This window comes from Methanoculleus receptaculi, assembly GCF_033472595.1.
In the GTDB taxonomy this organism is placed as follows: Archaea; Halobacteriota; Methanomicrobia; order Methanomicrobiales; family Methanoculleaceae; genus Methanoculleus; species Methanoculleus receptaculi.
The window spans coordinates 819266-842539 of sequence record NZ_CP137642.1 but is presented as its reverse complement, the minus strand read 5'-3'; the positions used below and the strand labels follow the sequence as shown (position 1 = coordinate 842539).

The window sequence follows — 23274 nt, the reverse complement described above, 5'->3', positions numbered from 1 at the left end:
CGGACGTGTTTGCTCATGGTTTGATCTGCCCCGTCTCTCCTGGATGATGAATGCCCACGCAGCGGCTGCTCCACGATGGCGGTGCAGGGAACTGGAAACAGGATTTTGCTGGAGGGTGTTTACATTGGCGGCAGAGAACTGCTCATACCCTGCGGCACGGTTTCGATGGAGAATCGCCGTCCCCTCTCTTCTTCCGCGTCTCAGAGTACAGTCTCTCTCCCCGTGCCGGGAGGGGGTTTTATCAAACCACGGAGGTGTGTGGTGGTTTGATGCCCTCCGCCTCAGCCGGCAAGGTGGTACCTACTTTTATAACCGGAGAACTCCCAGTACTGTAATAATTTGCCAATCCAGGAGAGTGACCCGGAAAGGCGGTTTTCCATCGTCAGCCCGCCGTCACGGGAGGAGTCTCATCTCCAGGAGCGGCGCAGCACGGGTGTCACGATGAGCGAGAAACCGGGAGGAGATGAGGTCGATAAGACACGGCCGAAGACCCGTATCGAGAAACAGGTCGAGCACAGGAATCGGATAAAAAGGACGCTTGTAGCCTGCTTCATGGGCATCCTGGTCGGAGGTCTCTCATTCTACCTCTCAGGCACACCTGACCCGGCAACAGGTCTTCAGGAGAACGCTATTATCGGTATACTTCTCCTTGCTGCGGGCGTTGTCTTCCAGAAATATGTCTTCATGTTCATCGGCGTCGATTACATGGAACTCTCCACCAAAGACTGGTTCTACCAGAGTTTTGTGACGTTTGCACTCTGGTTTATGACCTGGACGATCTTCCTCACGACAACCGTCCTTATGTGATCATCCATGCGTATTGCCGTTGTACACCGCGATAGATGCCATCCCGTCAAGTGCGGAACAGAGTGCATCATCTACTGCCCGCGCGTCAGGACGGGCGATGAGACCGTCATCATAGGCGATGACCAGAAAGCCGTCATATCCGAGGAGCTATGTGTTGGCTGCGGCATCTGCGTGAAGAAGTGCCCTTTTGATGCCATCGATATAGTCAACCTCCCCGAGCACCTTGACCAGCCTGTCCACCGCTACGGAAGGAACGGTTTTGTTCTCTATGGTCTTCCGATCCCGATCGAGGGTAAGGTCACGGGCATCCTCGGGCCAAACGGTATAGGAAAGAGCACATCGGTCAAGATACTCTCCGGGATGCTGGTTCCAAACCTCGGGAGGAACGAAGAAGAGATCTCCTGGGACGACGTCCTCGACCTCTACCAGGGGACCGAACTCTTCGACTACCTCAAACTGCTATCGCAGAAGAGTGTGAAGGTTGCGGTGAAACCGCAGTACGTTGACCAGATCCCGAAGGTCTTCTCGGGTTCGGTTCGTGAACTCCTGGCGACGACCGATGAGCGCGGCAGACTTGGCTACTATCTCGGGCGGCTGTCGCTCACGAATCTCCTCGACCGGCCGATCACGACCCTCTCCGGCGGCGAACTCCAGCGGGTGGCGCTTGCCGCCTGTTTCGCCCGCGATGCTGATTTCTACTTCCTGGATGAGATCACACCGTATCTTGACGTCTACCAGCGGATGGCTGCCGCAAACCTGGTCCGGGAGCTCGCGATGGAGCGCCCGGTTGTGATAGTCGAGCACGACCTTGCCATACTCGATATGCTCGCCGACACCGTGCACATCGCCTACGGTGAGCCGGCGGTCTTTGGCGTCATCACACACCCGAAGGGTGTCCGGGTTGGGATTAACCAGTACCTTGAGGGGTTCCTTCCGGAGGAGAACGTCAGGTTCCGCGCATACGCCGTGGCGTTTGAAACCCGGGCGCACACCGCCGCAACCAACCGGGAGGTGCTGCTTGAGTTTCCGGCGATGACCAAACGGTTCGGCCGGTTCTCGCTCACGGTTGAGGGCGGGGAGATCCGCAAAGGGGAGGTCCTGGGAGTGCTCGGGGCAAACGGTATAGGGAAGAGCACGTTTGCAGGGCTCCTGGCCGGGGTGATCGAGCCCGACACCGGGGCGATGGACAAAAGGGTGCGGATATCCTACAAGCCGCAGTACCTGAAGGGGGATACGGAGGCGACGGTCGAGGAGATCCTCCGCCAGACGACGACGAAGTTTGATACATCCTACTACCAGCACGAGATTCTGGAGCCGCTCTCCCTCTCGCAACTGCTCCAGGCGCCGGTGAACACCCTCTCCGGCGGCGAACTCCAGCGGGTGGCGATAGCAGTCTGCCTCTCCCGCGACGCTGACCTATACATACTTGACGAACCGAGCGCCCACCTGGACGTGGAGCAGCGGGTGAGGATCTCCCGGATGATCCGTAAGCACGCCGAGGTCCGGGAGGCGAGCACGCTCGTGATCGATCACGACATCTACGTCATCGATATGATCAGCGACAGGATCCTGGTCTTTGAAGGCAACCCCGGGGCGGAGGGCAGGGCCGCCGGGCCGTTTGATATGGCGCCGGGCATGAACAGGTTCCTTAAGGCGCTCGGGATCACGTTCCGCCGGGATAAGAGCGGGAGGCCGCGGATCAACAAGCCGGGATCGTTCCTTGACCGCGAGCAGGTCGCTGCTGGTGAGTATTACTACACCGAGATATCAAAATAGTGCGTAGAGGGGCGCTCAGGCGTCTCTCGCCAGGATACGGCGGTCTGTGAAGGGGTGCGGCCGGGCGCATTGGGGAATGAGGGAAGGAGTTCTGGATCGAGGATGGAGGGGGATCTACCGATCGGTGATCGCGGGTCTGTAGTTTGTGATTATGACCTCGTTGATCTCCCCGCGCCGGTCAGCATTGGAGTTGATCATGCGCCGGGCGGGCACCCTCTCGATGCAATATCCGGCGTAAAGTTCGTCAAAGAAGTTATCCGAGGGATCCTGATTTTTCGGGTCGGAGTTGCTGAGCATCAGCATCGCCCCCCTGGCGTCCAGGTCACGGAAGAACGCGGCAAGACGCCGCTGTTCATCGTCACCAAACCCGCCTTTTGAGTATGATGTAAAACTCGATGACCGGTTCAGGGGGCGGTACGGCGGGTCGAAGTAGACGAAGGTCTTCTCATCGACAAAGGGGGCACACGATGAGAAGTCGCCATGGTGTATTCCTGTGTTTTCAAGCAGTTCAGAATCGCTTCGCAGCAGTTCCTCGTGCAGTATCTTCGGGTTCCTGTAGCGGCCGGCCGGAACATTGAAGGAGCCTTCTGAGTTGACCCTGAATAGTCCGTTAAAACAGGTTCTGTTGAGGAATATGAGGTCTGCAGCCCTCTGGACCCATGCTTTGCTGTAGTTGTTCAACTGAATTGAGGATCTCTCTTTGTTGTACTCGCGGCGGACGGTGTAATAAAACTCCTCTCGCTTTTTGGCGTCTAAATTCAGGTATGTGGTCTCCATACCCCTCAACACCTCAATCAGGTCGTCAACGTCATTCCTGACAACCGTGTAGGCCAGGATGAGATCCTCGTTGGTATCAAAGATGTGACACTCGTCAAAAGCGTATTTACTGGTGATATGGAAGTAAACGGCCCCTCCGCCTGCAAACGGCTCAACGTATGCAGAGGCGCGGCCCTCTCTCACCGCCCGCGGAAGCCGCGCCTCAAACTCGCCCAGGAGTTGGCCTTTTCCGCCAGCCCACTTCAAAAACGGCCTTGGATCGCAGACCCTCATACTGTTAAGCCTCCGCGGCAGCGCCGAATCCTGACACCGCCTGATTCATCCCTCTATAGTTCTCGGCGTTCAAGGGCTAAAAAGGATACGAAGGTTTTCAGGAGCCGCGGGAGGCAAACGGGATTTTATTTCAATCCACGCACCCGTGAAGGGTGCGACGTCCGGTGTATTGATGCCAGCGATGTTACTGATGAATTTCAATCCACGCACCCGTGAAGGGTGCGACATAATTTGCACACTTCTCTGCGATGTTGATGGTATTTCAATCCACGCACCCGTGAAGGGTGCAACTACAGTGACCAGTCGTCAAGGCACAGGCCTCCTGATTTCAATCCACGCACCCGTGAAGGGTGCGACCTTCCAGGCTCGATTACGTGGAAATTCAAAACTCTATTTCAATCCACGCACCCGTGAAGGGTGCGACCTCGATACCTTGTAATATTGGGGATAGAAATAAAGATTTCAATCCACGCACCCGTGAAGGGTGCGACCCGATTGTTCAACGGAAATTGCCGTTTCACCTAATTTCAATCCACGCACCCGTGAAGGGTGCGACTCTGTGCGACTATTGGTACGCGCCAACCGGAGACAATTTCAATCCACGCACCCGTGAAGGGTGCGACTCTGTGCGACTATTGGTACGCGCCAACCGGAGACAATTTCAATCCACGCACCCGTGAAGGGTGCGACATTGGTAAGCGATAGTGTTCTCGACCTCGTCGATAAATTTCAATCCACGCACCCGTGAAGGGTGCGACTTAACGTGGGTTTCCGGGTGTATTCGTTCATCAAATTTCAATCCACGCACCCGTGAAGGGTGCGACTCTGTGCGACTATTGGTACGCGCCAACCGGAGACAATTTCAATCCACGCACCCGTGAAGGGTGCGACAACTTTGTAATGTCTTGCAGCGATAGTCCATCAAATTTCAATCCACGCACCCGTGAAGGGTGCGACTTGCATGTTGCTGCCGTCCATCCGCCCGTTTTGCAGATTTCAATCCACGCACCCGTGAAGGGTGCGACTGTGATGGTGCTCTTGTACCTTCTACCCAGGCAAATTTCAATCCACGCACCCGTGAAGGGTGCGACTGCCCTTGGGATAGGACATCCCGTGCCGGTAGCGATTTCAATCCACGCACCCGTGAAGGGTGCGACTTATACGCCAGAATTCCTCTGGCTCCAATTCAAAGATTTCAATCCACGCACCCGTGAAGGGTGCGACACAATATTACTTGTTATAAAACTTGTATGTTATTATTTCAATCCACGCACCCGTGAAGGGTGCGACGTGCTCTATATCGCTAATATGTGGCTCTAATGAATTTCAATCCACGCACCCGTGAAGGGTGCGACTGTCTGGTTCAGCAACGATTTTATGCGCTTTAGAATTTCAATCCACGCACCCGTGAAGGGTGCGACGTCCTATACCTCATGAGCGACCACACGGTCATGTTTATTTCAATCCACGCACCCGTGAAGGGTGCGACTTAAAGAAAAAGATAACGACAAGTTTTGGTATAATTTCAATCCACGCACCCGTGAAGGGTGCGACGTTTTCGCTTTGGAATTTTATAATAGAGTTAAAAATTTCAATCCACGCACCCGTGAAGGGTGCGACTATATTAAAGGTAAAATGGCAAAATAACAATTTAATTTCAATCCACGCACCCGTGAAGGGTGCGACTTTATTGAATTGCGCTTTTAAAAATGAGATTAAAATTTCAATCCACGCACCCGTGAAGGGTGCGACTTGGGCGCAAAATGTAGAGAATATCAGATATATAATTTCAATCCACGCACCCGTGAAGGGTGCGACTACCTTGGGAGTTTTTATCCTGGCGGAAATGCTGGGATTTCAATCCACGCACCCGTGAAGGGTGCGACACGTCTACACCATTATAGCCGTAAACATTTTCACAATTTCAATCCACGCACCCGTGAAGGGTGCGACTAATAAAAAAGTAATTAGCGTTCTTTCCATCTTATTTCAATCCACGCACCCGTGAAGGGTGCGACAATGGTTCCTTGTTCAGGTGTCGAAAATGTGGTTTTATTTCAATCCACGCACCCGTGAAGGGTGCGACTTATTGTTATTATCATTTTTACCCCCACCTTGGGATTTCAATCCACGCACCCGTGAAGGGTGCGACTATGTTGTGGGCCCGGGTTCGGTTCATCCGAACGATTTCAATCCACGCACCCGTGAAGGGTGCGACTCCAATTTCAATTCCATCAGGATATAATATAATTGATTTCAATCCACGCACCCGTGAAGGGTGCGACTTTTTCAAGAAAAGACCATAATCTAAAGAGATTTTTATTTCAATCCACGCACCCGTGAAGGGTGCGACGGTCGCCCCGGTAGTGGAGATGTCGATCTCCGGATTTCAATCCACGCACCCGTGAAGGGTGCGACGATGTCGTTCTGATACTGGAGCGCAAACGTTACCATTTCAATCCACGCACCCGTGAAGGGTGCGACTCACGAGATCAGTATCTTTAATTCCTCCTTTTTTAATTTCAATCCACGCACCCGTGAAGGGTGCGACCTACAGGACATTACAAAGTTCCTGGGCGAATTGTCATTTCAATCCACGCACCCGTGAAGGGTGCGACGAATTCTTCGAACCATCCCTCCTGTAGTGGCGGGGATTTCAATCCACGCACCCGTGAAGGGTGCGACGTGATGAGAGATTATCCGCCGTTGTGATATCTGTATTTCAATCCACGCACCCGTGAAGGGTGCGACGGGTATCGTTGAGGCCTGTGTTCGCCGCCAGCGCTATTTCAATCCACGCACCCGTGAAGGGTGCGACTTTCCGCGGCGGCCCAAAGGGTGGCGGCCGTTAGAAATTTCAATCCACGCACCCGTGAAGGGTGCGACGTTGTGCCTGCGTCACGGCGGCGGTCTCACCAGATTTCAATCCACGCACCCGTGAAGGGTGCGACATCCCGAAGGTTGTCTGGAGATGATGAGCCACCGATTTCAATCCACGCACCCGTGAAGGGTGCGACATCCTCCTGGGGTGTCCAGTCCCGACGTATCCCCGATTTCAATCCACGCACCCGTGAAGGGTGCGACGCCGCACCAAAAGGCCGCCTCGGCGTGTTCCTCTGATTTCAATCCACGCACCCGTGAAGGGTGCGACTCGGAACTATCGGCTCGCCCTTCCCCCACAAGACATTTCAATCCACGCACCCGTGAAGGGTGCGACGTTTGCCTGCAATTTCCGACATCCAATATTCGCGATTTCAATCCACGCACCCGTGAAGGGTGCGACTTCAACGTGAAACGGGGGACGGCGGCTCTCTGTGGTATTTCAATCCACGCACCCGTGAAGGGTGCGACATGTGCATACACCTATTATATCATGTAACACTTGATTTCAATCCACGCACCCGTGAAGGGTGCGACCCTGCACGTGCCTGTAAGGTGCATCCACGAGGTCCATTTCAATCCACGCACCCGTGAAGGGTGCGACCAGAGATGCACCGCGTGGCCGGCCGGTCACAATTTATTTCAATCCACGCACCCGTGAAGGGTGCGACTGTGGGTTTTCCTCTGCCCACACGATCTGGTCACGAATTTCAATCCACGCACCCGTGAAGGGTGCGACACTACCCCCGTACGGTGGAGATCTCTCGGGTCACGGCATTTCAATCCACGCACCCGTGAAGGGTGCGACATGCACCGTGTGCTTTGATACATACTTGAAGCCAAGATTTCAATCCACGCACCCGTGAAGGGTGCGACCCAGGTGCCACTACTCACCAAGCAGGAGGTCGGATTTCAATCCACGCACCCGTGAAGGGTGCGACGTTTGGGCTGGTTAAAAACTCGGTAGTGGTAGACGAATTTCAATCCACGCACCCGTGAAGGGTGCGACGCGGCCAGGTTCTCATCGAATCAAAAGACGAAATATTTCAATCCACGCACCCGTGAAGGGTGCGACCCTCGTCGACGATCACAAGGATGTGCACCTCGTGATTTCAATCCACGCACCCGTGAAGGGTGCGACGCAGAGAGAGTCGAACGTTGACGGGTTGGAATTATTTCAATCCACGCACCCGTGAAGGGTGCGACGTGAGGACGGTTTTAACCATTACAACCCTCCACTATTTCAATCCACGCACCCGTGAAGGGTGCGACTTCTTTGAGATTGGTTCACCTTCTCGACTCATGCAAATTTCAATCCACGCACCCGTGAAGGGTGCGACTTATACAAAGTTGGTATGCTAAACCATATGAAAATTTCAATCCACGCACCCGTGAAGGGTGCGACTACTACTCAGAGAGCTCAAATATCATCAAGTCTTGATTTCAATCCACGCACCCGTGAAGGGTGCGACCGAACTGCAAAATATTTTGTAGACAATAATGACGATTTCAATCCACGCACCCGTGAAGGGTGCGACATATGTTCTCTCTCTTAATTATACACCAAAAATTATTTCAATCCACGCACCCGTGAAGGGTGCGACCTGCAAACTGTGCACCGCCCCCAGCAACGTTCCCGATTTCAATCCACGCACCCGTGAAGGGTGCGACTATGACGTTTAAGTTATTTTATATGGCATTACAATTTCAATCCACGCACCCGTGAAGGGTGCGACTTTAGGTAAGGAGATTTTGGGCAGGGAGATTTTAGATTTCAATCCACGCACCCGTGAAGGGTGCGACTTCAAGCACAGCGGTTTTTGGTGGAGAGAAAGAGTAATTTCAATCCACGCACCCGTGAAGGGTGCGACCGAACGTCCCGATGATCATGGGGAGTGCGATCGTGAGATTTCAATCCACGCACCCGTGAAGGGTGCGACCCGTCTATGCCAGAGTGCGATCGCAGTAGGAGCATTTCAATCCACGCACCCGTGAAGGGTGCGACTAGGATCGACGGTCCTCCCTGGTGTGGCGATGCTATTTCAATCCACGCACCCGTGAAGGGTGCGACGTGATTGTTCCAGTATATCGCATTTTTTCACCTCAATTTCAATCCACGCACCCGTGAAGGGTGCGACGTCTCAGTCACAGGGTCGATGATCAGGACGCTCCCAATTTCAATCCACGCACCCGTGAAGGGTGCGACGGGGGGGTCTTTGTGGATCGGCCTGCCTTCCGATTTCAATCCACGCACCCGTGAAGGGTGCGACGATAGTGCCAAAGAGCATCATTCAGGAACGGTTTTATTTCAATCCACGCACCCGTGAAGGGTGCGACTATCGTGGTTGTGACAATATACAACCGGCGCAAGAAATTTCAATCCACGCACCCGTGAAGGGTGCGACATCTCCCTTCCTAAACCTCCGGTGATCTCACTCCCATTTCAATCCACGCACCCGTGAAGGGTGCGACGCCACAACCGATCCATCATTGCAGAGTGCAAGAATTTCAATCCACGCACCCGTGAAGGGTGCGACGCACTGAAAGCAGGCAAGGTCGCAGGTGCAATAGATTTCAATCCACGCACCCGTGAAGGGTGCGACTTTTTGAGACACTTTCATAGAGAGTATTGTATAGAATTTCAATCCACGCACCCGTGAAGGGTGCGACAAAATGAGTGCGTACCTACTGAGTACGGTTACAGATTTCAATCCACGCACCCGTGAAGGGTGCGACGGAGAGTACTATTCCAGGCGGTGAGCAGGTGGTAATTTCAATCCACGCACCCGTGAAGGGTGCGACCATAACAACCGACGCTAATAACGTGCGTATCTGGATTTCAATCCACGCACCCGTGAAGGGTGCGACGGTTTGATGTGCTTGAATACAACCACAGATCTGGAATTTCAATCCACGCACCCGTGAAGGGTGCGACGCAGGCATTGCCTATCTCGTCGGGCGGAGGCGGTATTTCAATCCACGCACCCGTGAAGGGTGCGACAGTGCGTACGGCGGTCGGTACGCGCGGATCTGTGATTTCAATCCACGCACCCGTGAAGGGTGCGACATCTTCATGAGGCTGATATAATCCATCCTTGGGGATTTCAATCCACGCACCCGTGAAGGGTGCGACTTCCGGTACTGGATTCTCAATCGTGATGGTTCCGGATTTCAATCCACGCACCCGTGAAGGGTGCGACCCGCCCGGAATTATCAGATGCCGGATACCCCATCATCAATTTCAATCCACGCACCCGTGAAGGGTGCGACCTTGTTTCGGGCTTTTAGTTCGCTATCCGACCACATATTTCAATCCACGCACCCGTGAAGGGTGCGACACAACAAAATGGTTAGGGATGACATCAGAGCCGATTTCAATCCACGCACCCGTGAAGGGTGCGACACGACCCTGACAACTTCCTTCCCGTTTTTGACTAATTTCAATCCACGCACCCGTGAAGGGTGCGACTATATAATGCTGGCACCGCAGCGTGTGTTTCACATTTCAATCCACGCACCCGTGAAGGGTGCGACCGTTAACGCGGCTGCCTTAAAAAGATGCGCCGTCTATTTCAATCCACGCACCCGTGAAGGGTGCGACAATGCAATTCATTAATCAAATCACCATATCGATTATTTCAATCCACGCACCCGTGAAGGGTGCGACCGGATAATACTACTCACTACTGATATACTACTCATGATTTCAATCCACGCACCCGTGAAGGGTGCGACCTTTACAATTCTTTTTCTAAAATCGTCTAAATTTATTTCAATCCACGCACCCGTGAAGGGTGCGACCGACCGAGCCAGACCACATGGTAATCATCCCTATCGATTTCAATCCACGCACCCGTGAAGGGTGCGACTCGATAAGACCGAGCCGATCCTCGCCTCCCCTCCGATTTCAATCCACGCACCCGTGAAGGGTGCGACATTCGCGATTAATTGTGAGTTTCGCACCTGTGAATTTCAATCCACGCACCCGTGAAGGGTGCGACCATCGGCAAGTTTTCGATTTTGGAGTTCGGCATCTCATTTCAATCCACGCACCCGTGAAGGGTGCGACGCGCCGATAATTGGATATGGCACCTCCACCTCGCCATTTCAATCCACGCACCCGTGAAGGGTGCGACTTGGAAGCCCATATAGAGTACTTGGAGTACCTGCCTATTTCAATCCACGCACCCGTGAAGGGTGCGACTTGGGACTGCAATTGGTGGTGCAGCAATTGCTTCTATTTCAATCCACGCACCCGTGAAGGGTGCGACAAGAGTGGTTTGATCTCTGGGCATGGGCGCACATATTTCAATCCACGCACCCGTGAAGGGTGCGACATAAACTCGTTTCCCAATCAGATGTGAGATGTCTTATTTCAATCCACGCACCCGTGAAGGGTGCGACCCACCTCACCGGTGGTTGACATCGTATCTCTCTGCATTTCAATCCACGCACCCGTGAAGGGTGCGACACCTATTCATCGGCACCTCATGGGACATCCACGATATTTCAATCCACGCACCCGTGAAGGGTGCGACCAGGATCAAAGGTGTTGCGGCCGATACGCCAGGTATTTCAATCCACGCACCCGTGAAGGGTGCGACTCGTCGTGGGTGGTCTGGGTGGCAACACCTGATGATTTCAATCCACGCACCCGTGAAGGGTGCGACGCAGATCTTACATGGAAATTACTCGACAAATGGGAATTTCAATCCACGCACCCGTGAAGGGTGCGACGGGGCACGGTCTACACAGCCCCACCAACTGAAGAGATTTCAATCCACGCACCCGTGAAGGGTGCGACATCGGCACCCGCCGAACCTCTTCCTCGCCCTGGAATTTCAATCCACGCACCCGTGAAGGGTGCGACCAGCCCGGAGCCGGGCACACGCCAAGTCCTTGAGATTTCAATCCACGCACCCGTGAAGGGTGCGACTCGCGGATGGTCGTGAGGAGATCGACCGTCTCGTTATTTCAATCCACGCACCCGTGAAGGGTGCGACTCGAACCCCGCTGTATTGAGGTGGGGGGTGAATGGATTTCAATCCACGCACCCGTGAAGGGTGCGACTGTAGAGGTCGAGCCGCGCCTCGCCTGCGGGGCGATTTCAATCCACGCACCCGTGAAGGGTGCGACGCTCACGTCAGACCAGTCCCGGCTCCTGATGATCGGATTTCAATCCACGCACCCGTGAAGGGTGCGACCGAAGAGCTCCGTCCGCCGCATCCGCACCACCGAATTTCAATCCACGCACCCGTGAAGGGTGCGACATCCCGGCAGACCCGCACCAGCGCAGCGGCCCGGTATTTCAATCCACGCACCCGTGAAGGGTGCGACCCGATGCGGGCCGGGGACCAGAAAGTGGTTTGAATTTCAATCCACGCACCCGTGAAGGGTGCGACGCCCCGATCACCGCGCCGATGCGGGCCGGGGACCAATTTCAATCCACGCACCCGTGAAGGGTGCGACGTGCGGCACCCACTCCCGTGGTATCGCGATCGACTATTTCAATCCACGCACCCGTGAAGGGTGCGACGCGGTGGGCGATCGCGAGGTAGCCATCCCTACCGCAATTTCAATCCACGCACCCGTGAAGGGTGCGACCTCCACGATACATTTTCATATATTCATCAAAACACATTTCAATCCACGCACCCGTGAAGGGTGCGACCGCCGGGCTCGAAGATGCCCCCGCCCGAACCCATCATTTCAATCCACGCACCCGTGAAGGGTGCGACTCGATCGCCGGCTTGTCCCGGGCCTTGACCATAATATTTCAATCCACGCACCCGTGAAGGGTGCGACTCGTGGTTGTGACGATATACAACCGGCGCAAGAAATTTCAATCCACGCACCCGTGAAGGGTGCGACTGCAAACAACCCAGATCAACGTTCAACCATTTCATGGAATATGGTCTGACGCTAGATCATTTGATAATGAATCTAGAGGGTGATAAATGTTGTTCCCGCTAAAATCGGATAGATCAAAATATATCCCTTATTGAAAATATTTATATCGAGATATTACTTGACAGTGCTTCATCAATCAAGATCAAGAACTCACCTCCGACAGGGAAGTGACCACCCCCATAAAGGTAATATAGGACATGAAGGAAAATCCCGCGAACCTCCCGGGGGATCCGCTGTTCACCAGAGGTTCGCAAACTCATGTAATCAATAAGCCTTCCGGATCGTATCCCTCCTTCGCACCGAAGTGCTCCACCCGGTTTTTCCAGTTCTTCCCCAGGTAGTAAAACCGGAGACTATCCTTCTCCATATCAATCAATTCACAGAGAGAACACTTAAGCCTGGCAAACTGTGCGGGGTCAACGAGACACTCAAACACAGAGTTCTGCACACGCTGCCCATAATTCACACATTCTGCCGCCACCTTGCGTAGCCGTTTCTTTCCCTCTGGAGTCTCTGTGTTGACATCATAAGTTACCAGAACCATCATACAGGCACCTCAATTCATAAAGAACGGCGGATAACCATCAATATCACCCCGGAGAAAACGGGCCATCAGCATTGCCTGCACATAAGGGAGCAGACCTATAGGGATCTTCTCGTTCAGGTAAGGATGCGTGATCATATCCTGCTTCCTCTTCTGCCATGCGGCTATCACCGTTTTCCGTCCGTCATCTTTCATAATAACCCCTCCATTCTCTTTTTTATAAAAATCGTCCCCGTTGACCTGATTTAAATTTACAAGATTCAGCGCAAGACGATCTGCCATATACGGCCTCAGTTCCTCCATCATATCCAGCGCCAGCCCGGGCCGCCCGGGACGATCGGTGTGAAAAAATCCAACATATGGATCAAGCCCGACCGTCTCCAGTGCGGACTCAACATCGTGAGCAAGAAGCGTGTACAAAAAAGAGAGGAGTGTGTTCATATTATCCAGTGGCGGCCTCCGATTCCGTTCATGCATGTAAAAAACGTCCTTCTGCCTGAGGATCAGATCATCAAGTGCAACGAAATAGAATTTTGCGCAATTCCCTTCAATCCCACGCAGCGTATCCGCAGAATCGCAATCCTCGATCTTCAGGAGGTTCTCGATCAACAGGGCATCCACCCCCCTGACCCGATCGCAATCGATTACAGCACTGTGATCGCGGATACCCCTTCCGAGGATAGTTCTACAGTTTACGATCTTGCCTATAATAAAAGACTTTGATATCTCCAGCGACTCCAGACGATTGTCCGCCTTCCGGTACTGTGTCCGCCGCAACAGAACGTTGCCGCGGACGCGCCCGCTAACCCGGGCCAGAAACTTCCCGGACGGCGTTAAAAAGGATAGGCCCACATTATTTTCAGAACAAAGCCTCATCAGATGAGGGCTCGCACCCATGTAGCCGAAACACACGACCCCCTCGAGGTTGTGGATCGGAATACGGAATTTCTCCTCGTTACCAACCCTTACCACCAAGTTCTCCCCATCGCGGGCCAGGTAAGCATCCGGTGTTGTCACGTAAAGGGTATTCAGCAACTTCCTCATTTAAAGACCATTCCTGGATACAGAGTTCCTTTCCAGGTAGCGCAGCCCCTGAGACGTCTTAAACAGTCAAACATCCTCCACACAGGCCTCTTTAATGTGTTTGCGCACATATCTGCGAACGGAAAGATTCTTCCTGGTTATTTTTGGCATGCAGACATCCTGGAGAGAACATAGATTACACTTACGAGAGGGATCTGCAGGCGGCGTGACACCCTCTTTGAAGAGAACATGCATCTCTTCTGATAACGAGCAGACCTTGTCCCTCAATTCAGCAGAGAACAAAAGAGGCACTCTTTTCCGGATCTCATTATAGTAAAACTCACCACGGTCGATATAGATCTCAAACATCTCCTCAAGACACATCGCCTGTGCACAGAGTTGAACCTCATCACGCTCATCAATCTTCGGTTTCCCCCGCTTGTACTCCACCGGCCTTATCGCCCAGAGTCCCTCGCGACCAGAAAGAGCAATACCATCCTCAGAACGGACGTACTCAACCACATCCGCCACACCGTACAGACCAAGAACGTATGAAACCAGAGGGAACGCACGTGAAATTACCACATCGCCACGGCTCTCGGCGAAAAATGGATCGTTCACCCGCTTGTGTACCGCCTCCCCTTCCACGGTCCGCAGGTTATCCTCCCACTGGCGCTCGATGTGAATAAGCGCCCACTGTCGGCGACAAAAACAGAAATGCTGAATACCCGACAGCGCCAGCAATTCGTCGTCGGTGTATCGCATCTCCCTCATAAGAACTCGATTACCTCTACGCCAGCAGGCACATCTCTGTCAACGGCGACCTTGTAATCTCCAATGGAGCGTGGAGGTCGATCACCGGAAACTCTCTCCACTTTGACCTTATCAAACAGGATATGGGACTGACAGCATCCAAGCGGGGTATCGTGCTTGAATACGATAAGTTTCCTGGCGGACAACTTTCCCCTTGAGGCCGAATGATCGTGTTCGAACATGTTGACCAGGCTCTCCCAGAAAAGTTTCAGATCGTCCTCCGAGAACCCCGTCGTCTTCTGGGCCAGGTGAGCGGAGATGTACCCCTCAGCACGATACAGGGCGTATGGGACAATCTGTTTCTTCCCCATTGTCTGCCCCTTCTCGGCATCCCTTTCGTTCGCAACCGCCTGCCGGGTAATTGTAACCTCCTGCTGAAATATCGGATCAATGCTTCGGGCGAAGTTCAACTGCACCGGTCCACGAACCTGCCCACAGTTCACGTCTGTGGTCATCACGGCCCCGAACGTCCGAATATCAAAGAAATTATCGCACATAAACTTCGTCAGTCTACTATCCTTCGGCTTTTTGCTGCTTGGTTCGATGCCAAGGTAATCATACGCCTTCTTGTGCTGATCGTTCAGAACCACACCAGATTTGACGTAGATCATATAGCCCGGTGCATCACCCTTTACCATTTCAACGTAATCCCGAACCTTCCTCTTGAGACAGACATCGGTAACGATGCCATGTCCGGTCTGGGGATCGACCCGCGGCATATTCCCCATATCCGGGTCGCCGTTCGGATTACCGTTCTCTACATCGAACAACAGTACAAACTCATACCGATTTTTAATAGGTTCGCTCATATTTACGCCTCCTCGCTCACAACATCCTCTTTTTTGGTGAAACTCGCCTTCCTCTGATGGTAATAACCAAGCATAAACATCCCCTGCTCCTCAAGACTCAGATATGCGGGGAACTCATCCACGCCATCCAACACTTCCTCAATATCCCTGGCGGTCTTGAACCCCCAGTCAGACTTGGCTATATGATGCTGTGCAAGTTTCAGCAGAACCGGGAAGACCACAGCTGGCGTCGTCGACGCACTGCTGAAGTACTTGCTGCTGATCGTGCTCTTTACATCTTTGTTTGCATCAGTCTGTGCCTTCTCGAGTATGGCAAACAGCCGCCCGAGGCGATACGGCACATTCTGATTATCTTTTTTAAGGCTCACGCTAATCAAATCCTCCTTTAAATTCGTCAAACCGGCTCTCGAAAGCCGCAGCAGGTAGGCCTTAATGAAGCCCGCCCTGACAGAGTTGATCGACCGCTCAACCTTCACCCTGCTGAGAATCGCACCATACATCTGAACAGGATACGGTGTACCGTTCAGGATCGACCTCATAACAAGGCCTCCAAGAAGCGGTGCGGGGGTCTTATTCTCAGCACTCTGTGCTACAGTCTCCCGCAGAAGGCGGTACAGCGACACGTATCGTGGATCGCGACCCCCTCTAACGATCTCCATATCAAGGTGATGACGCGCTGCTTTTGTGACGAAATTGCCAAAACTGTCCACATGCCAGAACCGCACTGCAAGTCTCGCATTGTTGGGTGCCAGACCAAGTATGTAGAAATTCGTCTCCGGGTCAGCCCCGATATCATCAAGATTGATCTTCCGACCATTCCTGACCTTATCGAGGATGTCCCGGATCAACTCGATCTTCTGCCAGTCCTGAACCCTCTCCGTGTCCTGATCCTGCCCTCCCGTATCGCCCTCAAAGACATCCGGTGGATCGAAGAGGAGATTGGCAACCTCTTCACAGGCTGTTCCACTCGTCTCCGCCCAGAAAACGACAGTTGTGTCGGCAATTCGTATACGGTAGTCCTGATGTGCAAGCAGGTGGTTAAGAGCGGTGGTGTATTTAAACATCGCCGATTTACTGATAGGAGCGTTAAAACTCTGCTCTTTTCCGTAAGAGCAGAATGAGACATCGTTGAACGTGACGAGCGACGCACCTGCCTGATGCGCACCAACAACTCCAGCGATTTTGTTGTGCACTCGCGCAACAGGAGCAGTCTTGCCGGTTACAAGGCATTGGGTAGTAAAAACCTCATCATCCCCCTCCTGGGTGAGGTGATTCTCCCAGATCTCCATCACGGCTGGTTTCGTGTGCAGAAATACCTCCTCACACTCAAAGACACAATTCCCACCACCAAGGAGTTCGTCCATGTATTCCACAATCTTCGGGTGCCGGGCGAACTCCTCGGGGTTCCAGGTGTCCAGAAAGGTCAGGAGAGCCCTGATACCCCGATCGTCCAGAGAGTCAAACAGCCTGTGATGAAGGTTCTTGAAGGCTTCAAATGAATCGCGTGACCGCTGGTTAACCAGAACCACCTCTTTCTCCGTCTCAGCAAGGATCCTGTAATCAGACGACGCGCCCTTTCCGGAAGACTTCACGAACTTCTTTTCGAACTCACTTCGTTTGAGCTTCTCAACACCAAAGATGTATTTCGCGTTATCGCAGAGAACGTTGGGTGCTATTCCCGCGGAGCGAACCCCCTGCTGGGGGACATCCATAGCCCTTGGCCGCTTTCTCTTGTTGTCATCAATCCTGAGATCGACTATATAAGATAACTCACCCTCCGGGCTGAGGACAAGCGCAAACGACACATTCCCCTTGCTGTACCCCGGCCTGGAGATCCCTGCATCCTCATCCTCCGCCAGAATATCATAATACCGGCAGAGGGACTGTATGATCATGACACGCCTCCATACCCAAGGCACCGCTCCACGTCGATAATGCCGTCCACCATGACCGCCCGGTAAAAAATTGGCTTCATGCCGTTGGAGAAATCGATATCGTACAGCATAAACCCGAGATCTTTCTCTCCGCCGTTCTCTCCGGTGTAGTACGACTTTGGCATCTCCCCTTCAACGAGTTCGAATCTAACGGGGAACTCACGGCAGCCAAAGTAAGGCTGGTAGAAGCATTGACCTTTCCGCATCCTGCGGAGCGCAATGCTGTAGTGCTTCTCGACGCTATCTTCAGGACCTGCCTCGCCGGTCAGTTCAAAATGCGCTTCAATGCCGTAGCAGACATCGCGCAGCACCAGTGACGCCCGTTGGACGGCGTCATCTGACGCATCCTGAAAAAGTCTCACATCCCCGCCGCGGAGCGCAGTCTTAACTTTGGCTGCGGGGATCTTGCCGGATCTCTCGTTTCGGCGGATGTTATCAAACTTGATCGGGTTGAGGACATGAATTTTGTCGATCTTCCACCGGATGGCAGGCTTCCAGTGGATTGCCTCGAGAATCCCACGAGCAGCTGACGGGGTCATGACATCATAGCTCACCCGTTCCGTCTTCATCTCCGGGCGGGTGAAGCAGGCGTAATCGCCCCAGACCTTCAGTCTTACTCCATACCCAATTGCTCTCACCTCCCCTAAACAATCAGTAGTGACCTTTCCTCTTCAATACCTTTTCTGTTTATAAGTCCAATCTCCTCGGAGTATTTGCTCATGTCATTGAGCACATAGAACCTCTCATCCAGCAGATCGATTAGATCTGCCCGTTCAAGTTCCTTGAACTCGTCGGGGTAGATACCGATCGTATACCCCTGGAGACGTCGTGCATACTTCCATGGATTCTCACCGGTCCTGAGGTCATTGAGGAGTGATCTCCCCTCTTCACCGTAGGGGATGATGAGATCCTTTGTAGCCTGTTCGATGATGCTGAACTCCCACCCCACATCCTCAAACGGAAATGCGAGGTCACGAGCCCTCTTCTCAAATGAGAATATTATCTTTTTCTTATCGAGTCCGTCCTCACCCTCATACGAGTAAAGCTTCTGGAAGTATGCCTCAACGGTCTGAAGAGAGAGCGGATCTTCATGGGTGTCGATGACCATCCGGCCAATCTCCGCAGTCAGGCGCTGCCAGCTGGTGGTAGCCTGACCGTAGCGCTCGGTTGACCGGAAGATATAGACATCCCCCCTCTCGTTCTTTCCCTCACGGTTGCACCGGCCGGCTGCCTGGGCAATGGAGTCAACACCGGCTATCGCGCGGTAGACCACTGGAAAATCTATATCCACACCGGCCTCTATCAACTGGGTTGAGACGACACGGCAGTCAGCACCTTCCCTGAGCAGTCTCCTGATCTCGCCGAGCTGCTTTCTCCTGTGAACCGGGCACATCCGGGCGCTCAGGTGGAAACACTTCTCATGTTTCGAGAGTTCAGCATGCAGGTTCTGTGCATGGGCTCTGGTATTGACAATACACAGGACCTGGCGATGCTCTTTCAGCCTCGCGGAGAGTTCTTCGTCGCTCAAGGATCCAAGATCGGTTACACGCACCCGGCGGAAAGCCTCATAGAGTTCTTCAGGCGAATGCATGATCTCAACGGGCCTGAGTTCCCTGTCCAGAAGATCGCCAAGTTTCGGCTGGGTTGCCGTGCAGATGAGAACCGTAGAGCCATAGTTCCGGACGAGTTCGGAGAGAGCCTGCAGGCAGGGCATTAAGTATTCCGTTGGTAACATCTGGGCTTCGTCGAGTATGATGACACTCCGGGCTAAATTGTGGATCTTCCTGCATCTTGACCGCCTGTTAGAGAAAAGAGATTCAAAAAACTGGACGTTTGTAGTTACAACTATTGGCATGTCCCAGTTCTCGGCTGAGAGTTTCAGAAAGTGCTCCACCGAGCCAACATCGTCGTCGACTATCGCCGCGGGGTCGAAGTTGCTGTGATGTTCCAGCACGTTCCGGCCTCCGAAGACCTTCCTGAACGTCGCAGCGTTCTGTTCGATGATGCTGGTATATGGGATTACATAAACGATCCTATCCAAGCCATGATATTTCAGGTGGTCAAGCGCAAACGCCATCGATGAGAGAGTCTTCCCCCCGCCGGTCGGAACGGTCAGGGAAAAGAACTGTGGCGGGAGAGTGGCCATTGCTCTGCACCGTTCATAAATCTCTCTTCTGTACCTGTTGATCGCGGTGTCCTCTGCTTTTGAGTGGAGGGAGACCATGTAGTCATCTAATTTCTTCGAAAGGTTTTCGAACGATTCATACTGCCCACGAGCACGGGCCGACCGGGGATCTGCAAAAGATTCTGTGTCGAGGGAATCTGCATCGACAAGGCACGAGTAAAGCATTCGTGTGAAGAAAGATACCGAAAAGCCCTTCTTTTTCCTGATAGGACGCAATTTGATGCGGAAATTTGTTAGATCAGGGACCGAGATCTCCTCACGGTATGCCGAATAATCCGGCAGATATTTGTTTGCCAGGCGCTCCTCAAGCCCGCTCTCGCTGCTGCCGTAATTTAAGAGCCCTCCGTGGTGCCCCGTGATGATGTACTCCAGTAAACGGCTTAACTGCCAGTTGTACAGCGCCCGGGCCTCCCGCGCACCGGCGGTTGAATGGTCAACCCGAATACTGGCACCCTCCAGACGCCGCTGAAATTCAATCGAATACTTCCCGATGTCGTGCAATAGACCCGCCGCATAGGCGAGATCACCGGCATCGAAACGATCGGCAAACGTCGAGGCGATGTCAGCCACATTCTTGAGGTGAACCCCAAGCAACTGCCAGCATCTCTTGTCGGGGCTGTCCGTAGAGTGTGCATAATACATGACGCTGGTCACTGAATCAAAATGTTCAATGTAGATAAGATAAACATAGCTCTTTTCATCGTATTCCAGAAACTCTCGATCCCCCTTTCCCTTTTGCCACCTTCGCGAACTCAAGCCCTCGAGGGACGCCCCCACCGGGGCCGCAATCCGCAGCCGGCAGACCGCCCATGGCGGCGGCTCCGGCTTAGAGCCGGACGCTTGCGATTGCCGCAGGGCCGGGAAGAGGTTACAGCAGATACAGGATACAGTCCCACACCGCCTTCGGGGCGGGTGAGATACGGGATGTTGCTATGGCATCGATCGCCGACACGATCGGAGGGCTTATGGTCACCCTCATAGAATACCCATGATCAGGCGGGTTGCTCTGAGGTGTGAATATGAAAACAGCAGTTATTGCCCCACTGGGCATGAGCCCTCCGGTTGTCAGCACCTTCATTGACGGATTGGGCGAACCTGTATCGGATCTTGTCCTGCTCACAACAAACAACGCGAGCGTTCGTGCCGGGGCCCGCCTGCTTACAACAGGGCTTGCACGCCGCTACCCTTGGCTGCGGGTTCATACCGAAATGCTCCCCTGGGACGATATCGCAACAAAGGAGCAGAATTTCAAATTTATGTCAATAGCGGCGAAAATTTTCCGGAAAGAACGGGATATCCACCACTGCGATGCCATCTATCTCAACGTCTCCGGCGGACGGAAAAATATGTGCATGACTCTATCGCTCATCGGACAGATCCTGCAGGCAGACGGTGTATACCATATCGTCAACCGTGACATCAGCGTGATAAACGAACGCCTGGAACGGTTCAGGAGCGAGATCATGGGTTTTGCTGACGTGGATGACCCGCAGGAGATCGAGAGACTCTATGAGATGCATGAAGCGGACTTTGACCACCTCCTCTTCCCCGACCGGCGGACGTACGAGATCATCCGTATCCCTACGCTCCCCTACCCGGTGGACTACCTCCAGTACCTTGTCGAGGGGATGCTCGAGCGGGGTGCCGGGCTCACCGCGGAGGACAGGGATCTCCTGGTTCGGCATGGCATCTTTGAGCGAGTCGGCAGTTCTGTGACGCTCACCCCTCACGGAGAGGCGTTGCTGGAGGTGATTCTGGGGCGATGAAGTGCCTCTCGTTTGTCGGGAGCGGCAACCTCCACGAGACCAACTACTGCTGGGAGGGGGAGTGCTGCCGGACAAGCATCGTCCAGGAGGCCCTCTTCCAGTTCTTCCCCGTGGATGAAGTTGTCCTCTTCACCACAGAGGGGGCCGCAGCAACGAACTACCCCATGGTTGCCGGGAGGGTGCCAGGGTGCCGGAAGGTCGGTATCCCGGATGGGAGGGACGAGGAGGAGCTCTGGGAGATCTTCCGGATCATCTGCGACGAGGTTCAGCCCGGTGATGAGATCCTCTTTGATATCACACACGGGTTCAGGTCGCTTCCGTTTGTCGCCTTCCTGACGATGGCGTACCTGAAAGATACGAAAAAGGTGAGGATCTGCAGGGTGGTCTACGGTGCATACGAGGCCAGGGATGAGACCGGCACCCCCATCTTCGACCTGACGGGCTTCGTCAGCATCCTTGACTGGTTTGCGGCTGTTCGGTCGTTTGTTGAGCACGTTGATGCAACCTATCTCCGCGACCTTCTCGCGGGCATCCAGGCAGAGGAACACCGGCAGAGGGGCGATGGGGCGCCGCCAACGCACCTTGCAGGCTGGTCAAAGCGGCTGCAGAACTTCACCGCCGCCGTCAGGCTATCGAGGCCGGTTGATGCCCTGTCTGCCGCGAGAGACATCTTCAGCGGTCTTGATTCTGTCGGGGAGGAGATCGCAGCCTTTGTCCCGGCGCTTGACCCTGTGATGGACCGGATCAGCGATCTGAACCGGCTCGCTGCGGCTCCCCCTGATCCGCAGCGAGGTCCGGACTGGGGCCACGTGGAGCGTCAGCTGCGGTTGATCGAGTACCAGGTGGAGAAGGGTCTCTACCTCCAGGCTGCCACCCTTGCCCGGGAGTGGATGGTGACAACCCTGATCGTCAGGTTCGGTGACGCCGCCGACTGGCTCGATCGGGAGTGCCGTTCTGTTGTTGAGCGGACGCTTGCTGGTGGGGCGAAAAAGCAGCGGATGGAGTGTTTCGAACCGACAGAACTCTCCAGCCGGTTCGAGATGCTGGAGGGGTGGGAGGAGATGGCCGCAACCTGGGACTGGGTAACTGGGCTTCGAAACGATCTCGCTCACTGTGGCATGAGCCGGGAGGCCAGCAGAGTCACAAGTCTCGAACGGCGGGCGAAGGGACTGCCGAAACGCTTACAGAAGTTCTTTACGGCAAACGCCCCGCCTGACCACGGAGCGGAGTGACCTTATAAAGGGATCACGAAAAGTGGCTCACTCTCTTTAAATAGGGATGATCATTGGAGCCATATGGAAAGGTATTTATCGAATCGGAGCAAATTTTCTGCTGTTGCATACGACCTTCCAGCAAAACAAGGACTGCAACGTATCTTTTCGCGTCGGGATACCACAGAGCTTTTCGCAGTTGCATACGACCTTCCAGCAAAACAAGGACTGCAACTCTCTCCTGAGAGGATTTTACCGTTCTGGCTCCATGATGTTGCATACGACCTTCCAGCAAAACAAGGACTGCAACCCATTTTGCTACTGTATTACGAGAGACACCTAACTCTCTGTTGCATACGACCTTCCAGCAAAACAAGGACTGCAACGTCTCGCAGAGGCGGACCGTGTTAGGGCCGAGCAGGATCAGTTGCATACGACCTTCCAGCAAAACAAGGACTGCAACAAAACTGGGGGATAGTCGCTAAACTACCTAAAAAATCGTTGCATACGACCTTCCAGCAAAACAAGGACTGCAACGTTGTAATTTCGCCACTGTGTTTCACCGC

At 53.7% G+C, this 23274-nt stretch carries 12 protein-coding genes and 2 CRISPR repeat arrays (1 of these 14 running past the window's edge); of the genes, 4 read left to right on the top strand and 8 right to left on the bottom strand.

Annotated features, from left to right (window positions below; all coding sequences use genetic code 11):
- Positions 1-339 precede the first annotated feature (339 nt).
- Complete coding sequence (locus R6Y96_RS04375; protein ID WP_318622311.1) at positions 340-807, top strand: EMC6-like membrane protein; 468 nt, start codon at positions 340-342, stop codon at positions 805-807.
- 6 nt (positions 808-813) lie between these two features.
- Positions 814-2583, top strand: coding sequence for a ribosome biogenesis/translation initiation ATPase RLI (locus tag R6Y96_RS04370; protein ID WP_318622310.1), 1770 nt, complete (start codon positions 814-816; stop codon positions 2581-2583).
- Between the two features lie 114 nt (positions 2584-2697).
- On the opposite strand, the gene R6Y96_RS04365 is transcribed toward R6Y96_RS04370, so the two are convergent.
- The 8 genes from R6Y96_RS04365 to cas3 all read right to left on the bottom strand — a co-directional run bounded on the left by R6Y96_RS04365 (position 2698) and on the right by cas3 (position 20508).
- The gene (locus tag R6Y96_RS04365; protein WP_318622309.1) at positions 2698-3633 is read right to left on the bottom strand and encodes a DNA adenine methylase; all 936 of its coding nucleotides are present in this window, start codon (positions 3631-3633) and stop codon (positions 2698-2700) included.
- 127 nt (positions 3634-3760) lie between these two features.
- A CRISPR array of direct repeats spans positions 3761-12384; the repeat unit is 32 nt; unit sequence ATTTCAATCCACGCACCCGTGAAGGGTGCGAC.
- A gap of 295 nt (positions 12385-12679) precedes the next feature.
- Positions 12680-12970, bottom strand: coding sequence for a CRISPR-associated endonuclease Cas2 (gene cas2 / locus R6Y96_RS04360; RefSeq protein WP_318622308.1), 291 nt, complete (start codon positions 12968-12970; stop codon positions 12680-12682).
- A 9-nt stretch (positions 12971-12979) separates the two neighbouring features.
- Positions 12980-14011, bottom strand: coding sequence for a type I-C CRISPR-associated endonuclease Cas1c (gene cas1c / locus R6Y96_RS04355; protein ID WP_318622307.1), 1032 nt, complete (start codon positions 14009-14011; stop codon positions 12980-12982).
- A 66-nt stretch (positions 14012-14077) separates the two neighbouring features.
- Positions 14078-14764: a CRISPR-associated protein Cas4 gene (gene cas4, locus R6Y96_RS04350; protein WP_318622306.1), complete on the bottom strand. Its 687-nt coding sequence runs from the start codon at positions 14762-14764 to the stop codon at positions 14078-14080.
- Entirely contained in the window at positions 14761-15612 is an 852-nt protein-coding gene (gene cas7c, locus R6Y96_RS04345) for a type I-C CRISPR-associated protein Cas7/Csd2 (protein ID WP_318622305.1), read from the bottom strand. Before cas7c ends, cas4 begins: the two co-directional genes overlap by 4 nt.
- Before the next feature lie 2 nt (positions 15613-15614).
- Positions 15615-17507, bottom strand: a complete 1893-nt coding sequence (gene cas8c / locus R6Y96_RS04340) for a type I-C CRISPR-associated protein Cas8c/Csd1 (protein ID WP_318622304.1) — start codon at positions 17505-17507, stop codon at positions 15615-15617.
- Positions 17504-18184 (bottom strand): type I-C CRISPR-associated protein Cas5c, encoded by a 681-nt coding sequence (cas5c, locus tag R6Y96_RS04335; protein ID WP_318622303.1) that lies wholly within the window; start codon positions 18182-18184, stop codon positions 17504-17506. Before cas5c ends, cas8c begins: the two co-directional genes overlap by 4 nt.
- A gap of 5 nt (positions 18185-18189) precedes the next feature.
- Positions 18190-20508, bottom strand: coding sequence for a CRISPR-associated helicase Cas3' (gene cas3, locus R6Y96_RS04330; RefSeq protein WP_318622302.1), 2319 nt, complete (start codon positions 20506-20508; stop codon positions 18190-18192).
- A gap of 272 nt (positions 20509-20780) precedes the next feature.
- On the opposite strand from cas3, the gene R6Y96_RS04325 reads away from it, so the two are divergent.
- Positions 20781-21497, top strand: a complete 717-nt coding sequence (locus R6Y96_RS04325; RefSeq protein ID WP_318622301.1) for a CRISPR-associated protein Csx14 — start codon at positions 20781-20783, stop codon at positions 21495-21497.
- Positions 21494-22729 carry a TIGR02221 family CRISPR-associated protein gene (gene csx2, locus R6Y96_RS04320; RefSeq protein ID WP_318622300.1) on the top strand — a complete coding sequence of 412 codons (1236 nt, stop codon included), beginning with the start codon at positions 21494-21496 and terminating at the stop codon, positions 22727-22729. The genes R6Y96_RS04325 and csx2 overlap by 4 nt, the downstream gene beginning before the upstream one ends.
- Positions 22730-22831: 102 nt before the next feature.
- Positions 22832-23274: direct repeats of the CRISPR family, unit length 37 nt; unit sequence GTTGCATACGACCTTCCAGCAAAACAAGGACTGCAAC (it continues 1479 nt past the right edge of the window).